At 56.7% G+C, this 15319-nt stretch carries 12 protein-coding genes; 6 read left to right on the top strand and 6 right to left on the bottom strand.

Going from position 1 to position 15319, the window contains the following annotated elements:
• Nucleotides 1–11 precede the first annotated feature (11 nt).
• The 4 genes from CNX70_RS28030 to gluQRS all read left to right on the top strand — a co-directional run bounded on the left by CNX70_RS28030 (nucleotide 12) and on the right by gluQRS (nucleotide 3414).
• Complete coding sequence (locus tag CNX70_RS28030) at nucleotides 12–332, top strand: hypothetical protein (RefSeq protein ID WP_157750935.1); 321 nt, start codon at nucleotides 12–14, stop codon at nucleotides 330–332.
• 731 nt (nucleotides 333–1063) lie between these two features.
• Entirely contained in the window at nucleotides 1064–1453 is a 390-nt protein-coding gene (locus CNX70_RS07150) for a VOC family protein (RefSeq protein WP_096234134.1), read from the top strand.
• A 52-nt stretch (nucleotides 1454–1505) separates the two neighbouring features.
• A complete protein-coding gene (locus tag CNX70_RS28025) occupies nucleotides 1506–2357 on the top strand; it encodes a hypothetical protein (RefSeq protein ID WP_157750933.1) in 852 nt (283 codons plus the stop codon).
• A 127-nt stretch (nucleotides 2358–2484) separates the two neighbouring features.
• The gene (gluQRS, locus tag CNX70_RS07145; RefSeq protein WP_096234133.1) at nucleotides 2485–3414 is read left to right on the top strand and encodes a tRNA glutamyl-Q(34) synthetase GluQRS; all 930 of its coding nucleotides are present in this window, start codon (nucleotides 2485–2487) and stop codon (nucleotides 3412–3414) included.
• 76 nt (nucleotides 3415–3490) lie between these two features.
• Here gluQRS and CNX70_RS07140 read toward each other — a convergent pair whose 3' ends face one another.
• Nucleotides 3491–5716 carry a TonB-dependent receptor gene (locus CNX70_RS07140; protein ID WP_096234132.1) on the bottom strand — a complete coding sequence of 742 codons (2226 nt, stop codon included), beginning with the start codon at nucleotides 5714–5716 and terminating at the stop codon, nucleotides 3491–3493.
• Between the two features lie 519 nt (nucleotides 5717–6235).
• Here CNX70_RS07140 and CNX70_RS07135 point away from each other — a divergent pair.
• Nucleotides 6236–8920, top strand: a complete 2685-nt coding sequence (locus CNX70_RS07135) for a hybrid sensor histidine kinase/response regulator (protein ID WP_096234131.1) — start codon at nucleotides 6236–6238, stop codon at nucleotides 8918–8920.
• A complete protein-coding gene (gene bla / locus CNX70_RS07130; protein WP_096234130.1) occupies nucleotides 8913–9806 on the top strand; it encodes a class A beta-lactamase in 894 nt (297 codons plus the stop codon). Before CNX70_RS07135 ends, bla begins: the two co-directional genes overlap by 8 nt.
• On the opposite strand, the gene CNX70_RS07125 is transcribed toward bla, so the two are convergent.
• From CNX70_RS07125 to CNX70_RS07105, 5 genes are all read right to left on the bottom strand, one after another.
• The gene (locus CNX70_RS07125; protein WP_096234129.1) at nucleotides 9807–10241 is read right to left on the bottom strand and encodes a DUF695 domain-containing protein; all 435 of its coding nucleotides are present in this window, start codon (nucleotides 10239–10241) and stop codon (nucleotides 9807–9809) included. It lies immediately after the preceding gene.
• 39 nt (nucleotides 10242–10280) lie between these two features.
• Nucleotides 10281–10928, bottom strand: a complete 648-nt coding sequence (locus CNX70_RS07120) for a hypothetical protein (protein WP_146009904.1) — start codon at nucleotides 10926–10928, stop codon at nucleotides 10281–10283.
• Nucleotides 10929–11028: 100 nt separating this feature from the next.
• Entirely contained in the window at nucleotides 11029–11295 is a 267-nt protein-coding gene (locus CNX70_RS07115) for a PAAR domain-containing protein (protein WP_096234127.1), read from the bottom strand.
• Between the two features lie 13 nt (nucleotides 11296–11308).
• Nucleotides 11309–12940: a type VI lipase adapter Tla3 domain-containing protein gene (locus tag CNX70_RS07110; RefSeq protein ID WP_096234126.1), complete on the bottom strand. Its 1632-nt coding sequence runs from the start codon at nucleotides 12938–12940 to the stop codon at nucleotides 11309–11311.
• 85 nt (nucleotides 12941–13025) lie between these two features.
• Nucleotides 13026–15302: a T6SS effector phospholipase Tle3 domain-containing protein gene (locus CNX70_RS07105; RefSeq protein WP_096234125.1), complete on the bottom strand. Its 2277-nt coding sequence runs from the start codon at nucleotides 15300–15302 to the stop codon at nucleotides 13026–13028.
• Nucleotides 15303–15319 lie beyond the last annotated feature (17 nt).

The raw sequence follows: 15319 nt of genomic DNA, 5'->3' as shown, positions 1-15319 counted from the left end.
AAAGGACAAAAATGAAAATCCTTATTTATCCACATAAGGAATTTTTGTCAATTGTCAATTTTGAAATTAGAAATGGAACTGAAATCTACATTAAGCTATCCAAGGCTTGGAATGCCAAACTAATCACATCAGAAATAATCAATCTACTGATCAATGAAAATTCAGAGGAAAAGAGTTGGAAATATGTTTTTTGCATTTTTCTAAATCCGAGTTTCTTTTCCGCTTATTTTTATGCCCAATCAGAAAACTATAAGATAAGCCTAGTTGATAAAAATAAGAAACTGATAAAATTTCACAAAATTAAAATTATTGACAATGGATATAATTCGTGATGTTAAATTTGAAGATGGATATTTTTCTGCAAACGAATCAATCATTCTATTTAGAGGAATGAAAAGAAAAAATCTACACTCAATGGATCAAGACTGGGAAGCATGGATAAAGCATGAGGAGGAGGTAATCGCCTACAAAACAAGGTTCAAACTAAAGAAATTGAGAATAATCATTATTTGTTTTTTGAGAAAGATGATGGCCCCATAAAATACTGGGATTTTGGTCCGGAAAATTGCATGGATGGTTTTCAGTCTAAACCAGAAGGAAAATATACAAGAAGAGTGAGACGCTGGTTTCTGGATGAGTTTGACATCGTTCTGCCACAAGCAGGGCCGTGGGGGGGGAAATAGACGCCTGCCACGATCCACATAATCACACCACATCAGTTTTTTGCGCTTATCAATAAAATCAATATTAAATTCAGATTACCATATAGATTAATATTTCACATATTGGGCACGAGATGGCAATTTTAAACATACCATCAAATGCTTTCTCGATTGGCGATCCGACTCAGGATGAGAGTCTGTGCATCAGAGAAAAAATGGATATTGGGAGGTTTTTTACTATGAACGAGGAATAAAGACAGGGCTTCGCGTTTTCAAAGAAGAACATGAAGCATGTGAAAATTTTTTATTCATAATAAAATCCTGGTTTGTGCAATTTTAAAAAAATATTTTCGTATTGATCCTCTCTTCCAAGGATAACCATGAAATACAGAAAAAAACACATGTTAAACACAATCAATATAGGAATACTTTGCCTGAATTTTGACGAAGCAAAAGAGTTTTACATAGATAATCTCGGGTTTTTTATTACGATGGATAGCATCATTCAGTGTGATTCAGGTACCAGTCGCCGCCTCACGATGGCGCACGAGTCCAACAAAAAATTCTCAATAGAATTCATGCATCCTTTAAATATTGAGCAAGCGCATCGCGTAGGTAGCAAAGGTGGCACGATCAATCTATTCACTTTACCAACGAAAAATATTGACACGCTCAAGGAGCGACTGGAAAAAACTGCTTTTTTCGTCAATTACGTAGAGGCTCCCTACGCAAGTTTTCTGAACGTCGAAGATCCTATGGGGAACAATATTTGCCTCTACGAACCGTGCTGAATCACTGCAATAATTCATACGAGATGCCTCATTCAAAATCCCGCATAACAGAATGAAAAAATTTGAAATCCCAGGCTATATTTTTGATTTTATTGATGGATTACTGCTCGTCAATGGAGAGATTGCCTTATCGAAAAAAACTCCAGCAAACTATTTCATAAATAGCATTATCAATACATTCCATACAAAACCCACAACAACAGGGACTGGACTTTATATTTTTGATATCAATGGATGGGTAGGCGATTACGTTGTCGAGTTGATTATTATAAAAGAAAATTTCCCCGAAATAGATTACATAATAATGCATTACTTTGAAAATAATTCTGTAGGCAACGGCGTGATTGAATCATCGTTAGTCAAACAAATTCAAAGAAAGTTGGGAATTCCCGGCCAGGTGAAAGGACTATCAGAAATAGTATTTCAATTTTCCTGGGGAAGCGTTGTCGTACAGCATGACATAAAAATATCCTCATCATGCATAATCTTGCAGTACAAAATAGCCAGAAAATCACCCATCCGATTGAAAATGAACGATCGTTGTGAATCGTACACCAATATAGATAAATCTATAGAAGTGCAGCAACGAATAGTAGCATCCATAAAAAATAGTGATACATTTTTTCCAAAAGCAAGTGAGATACGTTGGCTGAATTTATTGAAGAAGCTACCCAAAAAAATAAAAAACTGTCTTCTCAATGAGATTTCGTTAGGAAATTCATTGATAGCAATGCATTCTTCAGGCTGGCCAGATGAGGGGAGCGTTGTAGCACTGCTGAGTAACACGTTCAGCACGAAGGAATTCGACAAGGATCTACATTTCAGAGCGTTGAATGACGCGCATTACTGCAAGGAAGAAATTTCATATGTTGAAGATAACGTTACGCATTTGATTATCAATTAGGTAATTCCGATAACAGCCCAGGATTTGACTTGCCCATCGCCCTGCACGATACTTGCCGCTGTCGCCAAAGCTCCCCACCCTGAGCAATAAACCATCAGCGCCTGCCACCACCGCCTACACTAACAGCATGCCGTCTCCGAACTCTTCCACCGCCCCCTACATCGGCCGCTTCGCCCCCTCTCCCTCCGGTCCCCTGCACATGGGCTCGCTCGTAGCCGCCATGGCCAGTTATCTCGATGCGAAGGTGCATCGCGGCACGTGGCTGCTGCGCATCGAGGATCTGGACTATGACCGCAATGTCGAGGGTGCCGATATGGCGATCCTGGCCACCCTGCAACGCTGCGGCATGACGTGGGATGGCGAGGCGACGTGGCAGAGCCGCAGGCTGGCGCTGTACCAGGCGGCGCTGAAGCGCTTGCAGGACGCTGGCCTCGTGTATGCGTGCGGCTGTTCGCGCAAGGAGATCCACGATTCGGTGTTGCAGGCAGGTGTCCCCAAGGGCGCCGCCGCCGTGTATCCGGGCACTTGCCGCCACGGCTTGGCGCCGGGCAAGGCGGCGCGGGCCTTGCGGTTGCGCGTGCCAGAGGCGCCGCAAGCCGTATATGACTTTGCCGACCGCTGGCATGGTCCGCAGCGGCAGGACCTGGCTGGCGAAGTGGGCGACTTCATCGTGCTGCGCGGCGATGGTTACTGGGCGTACCAGCTGGCCGTGGTGGTGGACGATGGCGTGCAGGGCATCACGCAGGTGGTGCGCGGGGCGGATCTGCTCGACTCCACGCCGCGCCAGCTGTATCTGCACGATGTGCTGGGCTTGCCGCATCCGGGCTTTCTGCACGTGCCTGTCGTCAACAATACCAGCGGCGAGAAACTCTCGAAACAGACAGGCGCCCTCGCCTTCGATACGGGCACGCATGCCGGCGAACTGCTGGCGTCGGCGCTGCTGCCGGCCGCCCGCTTCCTCGGTCTCGACGTGCGCGCCGACGACGTGGAAGACTTCTGGCGGCAAACCATTCCCGCCTGGGCGCAGCGGCTGGCGCGCCTTCCCGAGTGCACATAAAAAAACCCGCCGCGGCGCAAACCGGGCGGGTTGAAGCAGGCGCTGGCCGCAAGGGCCGGCGCCAGGCATCAGGCAATTAGAAATTGCCCTTGAATTGCACACCAAATTGACGTGGCTCATTGATGAAGCCCGTGCGATTGTTGAAGTCGATGGCGCCCGTGATACGCTGGGTATCGGTGATGTTGCGGCCAAACGCGGCCACTTCATACTTGCCGGCATCCCAGGTGTAGCCCACGCGCAAGCCACCTTCGACCATCGGCTTGCCGGTGAACTCAGTGGACTCGTACAGGAAGAAGTTGATCTTGCTGCGGTAAGCCCAGTCCGTGAAGACGAAGAATTCGCCGTTTTCCATCGGGATCGAATAACGGCCAGTGGCCGTGACCGTCCACTTCGGCGCTTGCGGCAACGCATTGCCATTGATGATGGCGAAGCCGGCGGCGTTTTTCGGATCGGTCACGGTGCAGCTGCGGCATGTGGCCACCGACAGGGATGGATCCTTGATTTCCGTGAAGTTGTAGCTGCCGCCCAGGGACATCTTCAGGCTAGGCGTGACAAAACCTTCCAGTTCCAGTTCCGCGCCGCGGCCATTCGTCTTGGCTGCATTGATCAAACGCGTCACGTTCGAGGTGCCGCCAACGACCGTCAATTGCTGGTTTTTCACCTGGTAGTTGTACAGGCTGAAAGCAACCCGGGCGCGGCGCTCGAACAGGTCGGCCTTGATGCCCGCTTCGAACGAGGTGATCGTTTCCGCATCGGCCACGGTCACAGACACATCCTTGCTGGCTGGCGCGATACTTGGCGCGCGGAAACCAGTGGCGATACGGCCGTAGAAGTTCACGTCCTTGTTGTACTTGTAGGTACCGCTCAGATCCCAGTTGACCTTGGCTTTGCTGACATCGGCGCTGGTTGGGTTGATTTGCGGGACGTTGTTCGCTACTACCGTGTTGAAATCCTTCTTGTCCTTGGTGTAGCGCAAGCCGGCACGCAGCATGAAGTCATCGTTGACGGCATAGTTGACGGAACCGAAGGTGGCCCAGGCCGTGTTTTTCTGGCGGCTGGCCAGGTGCGAAACGAGCGCATGGTCGCTACCGCCGAAGTTATCCGTATAGCCGTTGGCATCTTCGTTGAAGTAGTACACGCCAGCCTGCCAATTGAGCGGACCGGCATTTTTCGATTCGGCGCGGAATTCTTGCGAGTACTGTTTCACGCTGCTGATGCCGCCAGCGGTTTCCACCGGGAATGGAATAGCTGGCACCATGCCTGGTGCGCCACCGTCGATGTCGCCATGCGACACATACTTGCCCACGCGTTCGAAACCAGTGATCGAGTACAGCTTGACGCCGTCGAGTTCCCAGCTCAGGCGAGCGCTGGCGCCATTGGTGCGCAGCTCCTGGAAATTCAAGGCATCGGTGTAGGATTTGGTCGGATCGAAACCGTCGACCAGGTCATTCGTGCCAAGCTTGATGGCGTTGGCGAAGAACACGCGCGCGCTGCCCGTGGTGCTGCGCTGATGCACATTGAACAGAGCGTTGAACGTACCGTTCGGCGCATACATCAATTGCACGCGTTCCGCGTGTTCGTTGTAGCCGTCCAGGGCGTTTTTCTTGCCCGTAAACTTGTTGTCGACGTAGTCGTCGCGATGCTGGCGCAGGGTCGAGACACGCATGGCCCATTCTTTGCTCAGTGGCACGTTGACGGCGCCATCGAAATTGGTCGTGTTGTGCGTGGCGGCGGAGACGTTGTAATAGCCTTCAACCTTGTCCAGGTTCGGCTTGACGGATTCGAACTTGACCACGCCGGCAGGGGTGTTGCGGCCGAACAAGGTGCCTTGCGGGCCGCGCAGCACTTCCACGCCAGCCACGTCGAAAATCGGATAGCCCTTGAGGATCGGATTTTCTTGCACGACATCGTCGTAAATCAGGGAAACAGGCTGCGATGCAAAGATGTTGAAGTCGGTATTGCCGTAGCCGCGGATGTAGAAGCGGGGGAAGGTGCGGCCATTCGACGATTCCACGTTCAGGCTAGGCACTTTGCCGGCCAGCACGCGGATATCTTGTCCGCCGGATACCAGCACGTCGAGCTTCTCATCGCGCAGCAGCGATACGGAAACGGGCACGTCGCGGATATTTTCCTTGCGGCGCTGCGCCGTCACGGTCACGGTTTCCAGCTGGCTGGCGGCAGCGGTCGTATCAGCAGCGACTTCATCAGCATACGCCGAGCCGATAGGCAAGGCAGCGGACAGTGCCAGCATGGCGGCGCTTTTGGCGCACAAACGCTGGTGCATCTTGGACATCTTGATCATGTTGTTTCCCAGAAGTTTAAAAAAGAATTGCGAAATCTGTCTTCCAACCTGTCTCCGGCTTATGTACGGCGCTGGCGTTCTCTGCACCGTCATGGTGCAGCAGCGCGAACGGATGTTTCTCCGCTCCTGGCGTCACTGGCTCTGCCCTGGCTGTCGTCCAAGCTGACAGCGGTGGCGGCCGCATCTCTGGGATGTCTGATGAACACCAACTTTTAAGTAAGGCGCCAATTTAATTCAAGCGCCTTATGCGCTGCAAGAATATTGTTATGTAAAATATTCATTCATCAACATAAAGGCCTGACTAGTGGTTATTCAGCCACAACAGCGCCAGTGCAGTGCTGTTTCACCCGATGATTTGCCGCACTACGCGCCTTTTTCTCATAGCCTGCAGAAAGCAGAATTGGCATCCTGCAAGACAACCCTGAGGGTAAAAATAGTTGTAATATCGCCATAATTGAGCTGCCATGCCGCCCCATCCCAGTGCGGCGGCGGTACCCCGCACCATCATCGATCGCCTCCATGCCAGAACCGAGCCAGCCCAGCAACGCCGTCCCGTCCTCCATCGCTGCCGCCCAGGCCGCCCAAGCCGCCCATTCGCTGCTGCGCGCCCATTGCGACATCGTCTGGAGCACGAAAACCTTCGGCCAGTTCGATGCCGACCAACCCTCCTGGCGCGCCTTCACGGGCCAGACCGAAGCCGAACTGCTGGGCCGCGGCTGGCTCAATGCGCTGCATCCGGACGACCGCAACTTGCCTTACGTCATGCCGTCACATCTGACGAGCGTGTTCGAAGCGGAATACCGGCTGCGCCACGTCAGCGGCACCTACCGCAATATGCTCGTGCGCATGCTGCCTGTGCTGGCGCCCGACGGCAGCATCGTTGAATGGCTGGGTTCGCATTGCGACGTGACGCAGCAACGGCAGACGGAACAGCGGCTGCGCCTGGCCATGCAGGGCGGCCGCATGGGCACGTGGGAAATCGACCTGGGCAGCGGCAGCATGGCCTGCTCCGACGCGTTCAAGGCCAATCTGGGCCTGCCAGCTGCCAGCCACATCGACTACGCGCAACTGACTGGTGCCATGCTCGACGGCGAGCTGCAGCACTGGCAGACGGTGGTGCACGCCGCCATCGCCAGCGCCAGCGATTTCGAGATCGACATCCGCGTGCGCTGGCCCGATGGATCGCTGCACTGGGCGCACATGCGCGGCACCTGCAGCAGCGACGGTGCCGGCCACGTGATCGCCCTGTCCGGCATCTCGCTCGACTTGACGGCCAGCAAACAGAACGAGGAAACCCTGCGCCTGACCCTGGAGGCCGGTGAAGTGGCCACCTGGAACTGGGACATCGTGGCCGACCGGGTCACGGCCGACAGCAATATGGCACGCTGGTTCCCCGTCAATGCCGAAGCGGCCACGGCGGCGCCGCTGGCGCGCTACTTGGACATCATCCATCCCGATGAGCGCGCGCAAGTCAGCGCGCAGATAAGCCAGGCGGTGCATGCGCACATGCCGTTCGAGGCCAGCTACCGCGTCGCTGCCGGCGATGGCCAGTACCGCTCGGTCATCGCACGGGGCCGCGCGGAATACGCGCCCGATGGCACGCCCTTGCAATTGCCCGGCGTCCTGCTCGACATCACGCGCCAGAAACAGGTGGAAGATGCGCTGCGCCGCAGCGAGGAACGCTACCGCACCCTGATCGAGCTGATGGACCAGGGCTTTTGCGTCATCGAAATGCTGTACGACGAGCAAGGCCGCCCCATCGATTTCCGCTACCTGGAAGGCAACCCCGCCTTCGTCAAGCAGTCGGGTCTGGACAATGCCATCGGCAAGACCATCCGCAGCTTCGTGCCCGAGCACGACCAGCACTGGTTCGACCTGTACGACCAAGTCGTCAAGACGGGCGAACCCGTGCGCTACGAAAATGAAGCCGTGGCCATGGAGCGCTGGTTCGAAGTCTTCGCCGCGCGCCTGGGCGGCCCCGGCAGCCGCCTGCTGACGGTATTGTTCAGCGACATCAGCGAACGCAAGCGCTCAGAGCAGCAATTGCGCCAGTTGGCCGACAATCTGTCCGAGATGGACCGGCGCAAGACGGAATTCCTGGCCACCTTGGCGCACGAATTGCGCAACCCGCTCGCGCCAATCCGCAACGGCTTGCAGATCATGCGCCTGGCCGCCGACAAGCCCGCCACCGTGGCGAGAGTGCGCGACGTGATGGAGCGGCAAGTCAATCAGATGGTGCACCTGGTCAATGATTTACTGGACGTGGCCCGCATCACGCGGGGCCAGATCGAACTCAAGCTGGAACGCGCGGACTTGAAAACCATCATCGCCAGCGCCGTGGAAACGAGCATGCCGCTGATCGAAGCGGGCCACCACCAGTTCCAGATGCAACTCGCTGAAGACCCGCTGCCGCTCGATGCCGATCCCACGCGGCTGGCGCAGGTACTGGGCAATTTGCTCAACAATGCCGCCAAGTACACACCCGCCGGCGGCCATATCAGCTTGCGCGCGGTACGTGATGGCAACGAGGTCTTGATCGAGGTCAGGGACAGCGGCGTGGGCATTCCCGCCGAGTCGATCGCCACCGTCTTTGACATGTTTACCCAGGTGGGGCAAAACATGGGCAGGGCGCAGGGCGGGCTGGGCATCGGCCTGTCGCTGGTGCGGCGCCTGGCCGAGCTGCATGGCGGCAGCGCCACGGTGGCCAGCCCCGGCACCGGCCTGGGCAGCACCTTCAGCGTGCGCCTGCCCCTGCTGCTGGCGGAAGCGAAAGCGTCCGCCGCACCAGCCGCGCCGGTCCACAGCGCCAGCGGCCCCCACTTCCGCGTGCTGGTGGTCGACGACAATATCGATGCGGCCGATACCCTGGCCGCCGTGCTCGATATGATGGGCCATGCTACGCAAGTGGCCCACGATGGCGCGCAGGCGCTGGCCGTGGCGCCGCAATTCTTGCCAGACGTTATCTTCCTCGACATCGGCTTGCCCGGCATGAACGGCTACGAGGTGGCGCGCGCGCTGCGCCGGATACCGGCCGGCGCCAACGTCGTGCTCGTCGCATTGACGGGTTGGGGCGCCGAAAACGACCGCAGCCAGTCGAGCGCGGCCGGCTTCGACCACCATCTGACCAAACCGGCCAACCTGCTCGCCATCGGCGAACTGCTGGCCACCCTTTCCACACCGAAAACACCGACAAACCATGACTGAATCCCCGAACCACATCCGCCGCCACCTCCTGCTGGCCAGTGGCGCCGCCCTGCTGTGCCCGGCACCGCTGCTGTTTGCCGCGCCCGCCACCGGCATCGCCGCCGCCCAGACACAGCTGGCCGCGCTGGAACAGGCCGCAGGCGGACGCCTCGGCGTTGCCGCCTGGCGCCAGGGCAGCGAGCTGCGCGTGACCTACCGCGCCGACGAACGTTTCCCCCTGGCCAGCACCTTCAAAGCGATGCTGGCGGGCGCCGTATTGGCCCGCAGCGTCAGCCAGCCGGGCTTGCTGGACCAGCACGTGCGTTACGAGAAAAAGGAACTGGTCACGTATTCACCGATCACGGAAAAGCATCTGGCCGACGGCATGAGCGTGGCGGACCTGTGCGCCGCCACCTTGCAGTACAGCGACAATAGCGCAGCCAATTTCTTGATGACATTATTAGGCGGGCCGCAAGCCGTGACGGCGTTTGCGCGCAGCATCGGCAATACGGTATTCCAGCTGGAACGCTGGGAAACGGAACTCAATAGCGCCATCCCCGGCGAAGTGCGCGACACGGCCAGCCCTGCGTCGATGGCGCACAGCTTGCAGCAATTGTTATTGGGAAATAGCTTGCCGGCGCCGCAACGCCAGCAGCTGGACGCCTGGATGCGCGGCAACACGACGGGCGACAAGCGCATCCGCGCCGGCGTGCCGGCCGGCTGGCAAGTGGCGGATAAAACGGGCTCGGGCGCGTATGGCAGCGTCAACGATATCGGCGTGGCCTACCCGCCCAGCGGCGCACCGCTGGTGATCGCCGTGTACTACACGCGCGAACAGAAAAACGCGGACACCAACCAGGCCATCATCACGGCCGCCACGCGCATCGTGACGGCCGCGTTGATGTAATTACTTCGGTAAGGCCGCCATGAAACCCGCGTAAGTCGACCAGGCGGGGTCGGCCGCGCTGCGGATTTCAATCGGGAATTTCGGGCGCGATGCCAGCGCCGTGTTGAGGCGGTTGAAAAACTCTTCGCCCGACTGCGTGTAATAAATCCATTCGCGCAAGTTTTCACCGGTCGACACCAGCGCCAGGGTGGCGAAGCCGCCCTCTTCCACCACGGGCGCCAGCGCCGCTTCCAGCTCTTCCATGTGCTCGCGCTCGTTCGGCGCAGGCATGCCCGTTTCATCTTCGTAGCGCCAGGCAATGATGATGCGGTCCGGTTGCGACGACAGGTCCCAGTCATCATGGAAGGTGTCGACATAGCGGTAGATGATGGCCATTTCGTCGCTATGCGTGACGATGGTGCCCCAGCTGCGGGCGGAAGTGGAATTTTCGTTCATGGTTGCAACAGTCAAAAAAATAAATCGAGGAGGCGCAGCTTACAGCACGGGCGGGCAAGTCACATTCCAGGCGTCATACTGGGCGCCGCTCTTGCGCAGCCAGACGCGGGCGTAGCTGTCGCGGTCGCTCTTGAACACCAGTGCATAACGCTCTTCGGCGCGCGGTGCGGCGGCGCCCACGTCGACGGCCGCCAGCGTAAACTTCAGCGCGCGCAGCGGCGCGCAGGCCGTGTTACCCGCCATCAATAATCGCGCCCGCTCCAGCAGCGGCTTCTGGTACAGCAACACGCCTTCCAGTTCCGCATCGGGGACGCGCTGCAGCATGCGCACGGGTTCAGCCACCGCGCGGCAAGTGCCACGGTCGAGCCAGGCGTAATACTCCATGCCCGCCTCCTGCCAGCGCGCCTGCTTGCCCTCGCCGTGCAGCACGAACTTGGTGCGCTGCGTGCGGCACAGCGCGCCATGGCCACGATACGGCGACGTTTCCACGCTGCCCACCACTTCGCTGCCACGGCCGCCTACCACCGGCACGCTCTCGAACACGGTGCGCGCAGCGGGCTCACCCGGATATTGCTGCGCATAAAATTCCAGCAAGGACGCGCGCTGCTGCGCATCCACTGCCACCACCTCGGCGGCACTGGCTGAGATGCACACGGCCGATACGGTAAAGAGCGCTACAGAGCGCATGAAATATCCTGGCATGGCATTCCTTCAATCGACGTTCAGGGGCGGGGATCGCCCAAGCGCAGATTATATAGTTACCAGGAAATGCCGGGAGCGTACGGCGTCAGGCCGTGTGGAAGTTGACACCACCAGCGAGCAGCTTGGCGCCGCAGGTGGTGGTATCGCCTTCGAATGCGATGGCAATGCCGTTGATGCTATGCCGGGACGAGCCGCTGGCAATCTTGCAGCCCTGATGCCCCTTGATGGGGCAGCTGCACAAGTCCCCGACGCAGGCCACAGCAATACCATTGACCGTGAAGTGCGTGGCGGCACAACTGAGCACCTTGCCGCCATGCGAAGTAGTGTCGCCCAAACGGATGACTTTGCGCATGCTGTCTCCCGAATTATTGTCCCGCCGAGCTTTCCAGGATGGCTTCCACCGATGGCGCCGCGTAGTTGGCCGGGTCGACGGCCGGCGTGACGCGGCTGCGGAAGATATCGCCGCTGGCATCCTGCTGCTGGCGTTTCGCATCCGATGGCGGCGTGATGAAGATGATGCTGGCCTCATTGCTATCGCGTAAATTAATCGCCGCACTGGCACCACCATCGCGATAGCTGCCCATCACGCCGATGGCCATCTGCATGAACCAGGTGGCTGCGCCCGTGTTGCCCAGGCGAAGATCAGTATTGATGAACTGCGCGCTCTTACCGCTGTCGATTTCCGGCCCGCCTTGTGACGCATAGTCATGCAACAGGCCTTCGAGCATCAGCAACTGTTCCGGCTGATTTCCCGTGCCAGCCACGATGCGCACCGGCCCCTTGCCACGCTCCGCTTCCGGCAAGGTCTGCAGCGCCTGCTGCCAGGCTGCATTGAATATCTTCTGGCGAGCGTCGCGCCGCGTGACGGGCTTGCCTTCCTCATCCGCGAACTTGACGAATACGGGTCGGTGCACGAAACCGAACGAGGGCAGGCGGTCAAATGTTTCCATCTGTTCCCGGTTCCACGGAATGGGAAACCACGGCGTCGGCTTCCAGTCACGCGGGGGGCGATTTTCCCAGGGGTTGAGCTTGCCGAACGCCTGCAAACCGATGCCGCGGATATCGGGATGCTGGGCGAAGGCGGCAGCGGCGGCGAGCCATTCGGCGACGGTGGGTTGACGAGGGATGGGAGGAAAATCCGCTCCTAGTTCCTTATCTGGTTTCGCCAGAGATTCCATCAATTGATAATACATCGCTCTGAATTGCTCTTGTACGAACTTATTTCCGGGATCGTCCCATATCGCTGGCCGCAAAAAATCAACACGTTCGCGCCGTGCCAGCACAAATGCCACGGTGGTATCGGGCATATCGGGGATGTAATATCCATCCTGCAACATCTTTGTATCCCCTTTCGCGCGAATACCATCTCTCGTCCCCGCACTATCATCGGACATCAGAACCACATACGGTACGTCAGGATGGGTATCAAAAAACTCAAAGATGTTGAGCAGCAATTTATCAGGATGTTCAGCTAGACTCCAAGGCGCTATCGAAAACAAATGCCATGCCATGCCGGAAGTTCCCGCGCCGGCAATTAATCCAGCCATCGGCACTCCAGTTTCAGCCTGTTGCTTAGAATCGCGAATTGGTGGCCCAGCATAAAATGACGGCACTCCCCAGTACAGCGGCGTAAAGTTGATTCCGTTCTCCATCGCATCGTATGCACGCCCTCCGCTCACCCCATTTTTATCCAAAGCGCTCCACGCGTACTTGCTCTTGTCCTGTTCTCGGATAGAAGTAAAAGCACTTCCTTTTTGTAAGACATCCCATAGCCTAGCTTGCCGATACCTATCGAAAGTCACACCAAGGCCTATCACTTCCAAGACATACTCATCCCGTGATGTCATACTATTTACACTCTCATTCTGAACCTGCGCAGATCTCTTTTTCGATGCTGACTCTCTTTCACTTGCTTGTGCCGATACACTAATCCACCTAAAAAACAGGACAAGAAACAGTACTAGTAATGGAATACCAATCCAACGAACGACGGTCATGATGACCTCCTGCTCTAACTATTGAAGGGTATCGCTCCTCAGTTAATCGCAGAGCGAGCAGAAAATTATAGAAATCTAAAGTTACTCAAGTCTTCGACTGCTTGACGTCAGAAGTCTTTTTACCGCTTTTGGTTTCTGATATGACGATTTTCCACAAAGGTCCTGTCAGCAACGGTAGATCAGCGGGCAAGACACCTGAGTTGTAATAAGATATGTTCCCTTTGATGACATTTTTCCTCCAACTATCTTCCGTATCAAAATACATACGAAAATTCTCAAGAAACTCCGACCATAAAAGGATTCCTGGTCGTCGTTTTCCGCTTTCGTACGATATCTTCACCCGCCAATCCGCCACCGCACATAAATACGCATAGAACTGCGGATCGGATGACGCCTTGCCGTTGCCAATCGCCACGTCGTACGCAGTTACCTGGCTGTGATTTTTGGCGCTTCCGATAATCGAACTGTGGAAGGACTTGGCACTGACTTCCCGCTGCCAGCGCAAGCGTGCCTCATTCGGGCTTTCCTGGATGGTTGCCAAGACATTTCCTTCCGTGTAGCGTGTAGCGGCAATGACCTTGCGTTGATCGAGCGGTCCTTTGCCATCGAGTTTCTTTTCCTTGTTATAGGCAGCCGTCATCAAGACCAATTCAGCCCCGCGTATGGCTTCATCGCGCTCTGGGAAACGGCGATAGCCGGCCGGATCCGGGCGATCCTCGGCGGTTGCATGCAGGCCGCTTCCGCTGGTAAGTGCCACTGATGCATCGCAGGGATCGACTTCGTCCGCAGGTCCCTGATCGGCAACAGGACGATTTCTCATCATGGACGTAGCCGGGATATTCACCGGATCGATTTGCGATGTGCCGCGCAGGTCGGCGGCTACAGGCTGCTTCAATGCTTCGCCCGTGATAGTACGAATGCCATTGCGCTGCTCCGTCTTGCTCAACCGGGTATTGACAGGCCAGGCCACCGCTTGATGTTGTGCGCGGTGTTTTCGCAGAGAAACCTCCACGTGCGATTGCTCCGTTTCCGTCGGCAGGCGCAACGGAAAGTCAAACGGTGGCGCCTTGCCGACCAACGACACCGTGGTCTTTCCCGTGGCCGGATCCAGCCGGGTCTTGTTGCTGAATACCCGCTGATAAAATCTGCCACCTAGTTCCGCCAGCGCGCCGCGTACCTGCTTGTGTTCCACTATCTTGGTATGTCCGGAGGAAATACTGTACCCATCAAGACTGGATGTCTCCTCTTCTTCCACCAATTCACTTCCCGATGCATGATCGGGCACGCCATCCCACCCTATGCCCTGGATGTTATCGAGCGCCACCGTCATGTCTTCAGGGCAAAAATACAGATAAACCTTGCGGCGGTTGTCGCGGTCGTCGGCGCTCTGCCAGCGGCTGCCGACCATGCCACGATATTCGTCCTTTTTCAGCTCGGCAAACGGCGGCTTGCAAGCCTGGCCGTTCCCCTTCACCACGCCGGAAACTATGTTCACCAATGTCTTCAGGCGCGCACCCATGGTCTGCGCACCACTGAGCAAATGGTAATAGGGCTTCATCGCCGCATCCTCGCCGCCATCGAACCAAGCAGCACCTCGCATCAGCAGAGGCAGGCTGTCCACCAGGCTGTATGGCGGATGCGTGAGTATCAAATTATCGGCCGGCGCCAACCCCTTCTCCATCAGCATGGCTTGCGCCAGCAGCGACAGCAGGCAACCCTGGCTGTGCGCAACGATGCTGACGGTATCATCCGCGTCGTAATCGCGGATCATGGAAATCAGTGCTGCCAGTCGCTGCGCCGCGAGCACCATATACATGCGCCCGGGCGCCGTTTTCAGTGGCCGCAAGGCATCGCCCATGGGGTCCGCAGGCGCATACATGCCCGGACGCCACATGTCGGGCAAGCTGCTGGTGGCGTTGCCGAAAGGGCCACCTTCCTTCGACAGATCCTTGTCCAGGCGGTTTCCGTAGCGGTCAACAAACTGGCCATTGACGGTGCGGCATTTCTCTCCCACTTCACGGTAGCCCCAGTAAAACGGAATCACGGGGCTGTTGGTATCTTTGGTGATCGTGCGCTTGAAGAAGACGGCATCTGGGTCATCTTCCAGCTTGTCCTTGTCCGCCGCCACGGGCATGCGATACGACGCGGGCGTAAAGCCGCGTCCCAGCCTTTGCGTCAAGCCCTCGCACAGGCCGTGCTCCACCGCCTTGTAGCTGACACCCACATCGTTGACGCCATGGATGACGATGATATTGCCCGGCAAGTTGCGGCGTATTTTCACCTTCTTGCAGACGGTGCGTTCGCAATGCAGGAGCGCCACTTCCTCGCCCACCACGTACGGTACTTTCGGATAGCTGCCCATCGCACTCTCCTGGCGTC

Source organism: Janthinobacterium svalbardense (genome assembly GCF_002327145.1).
GTDB lineage: Bacteria > Pseudomonadota > Gammaproteobacteria > Burkholderiales > Burkholderiaceae_D > Janthinobacterium > Janthinobacterium tructae.
Note: the sequence above shows the minus strand (reverse complement) of the source record. Positions and strands in the feature narration are given on the sequence as shown.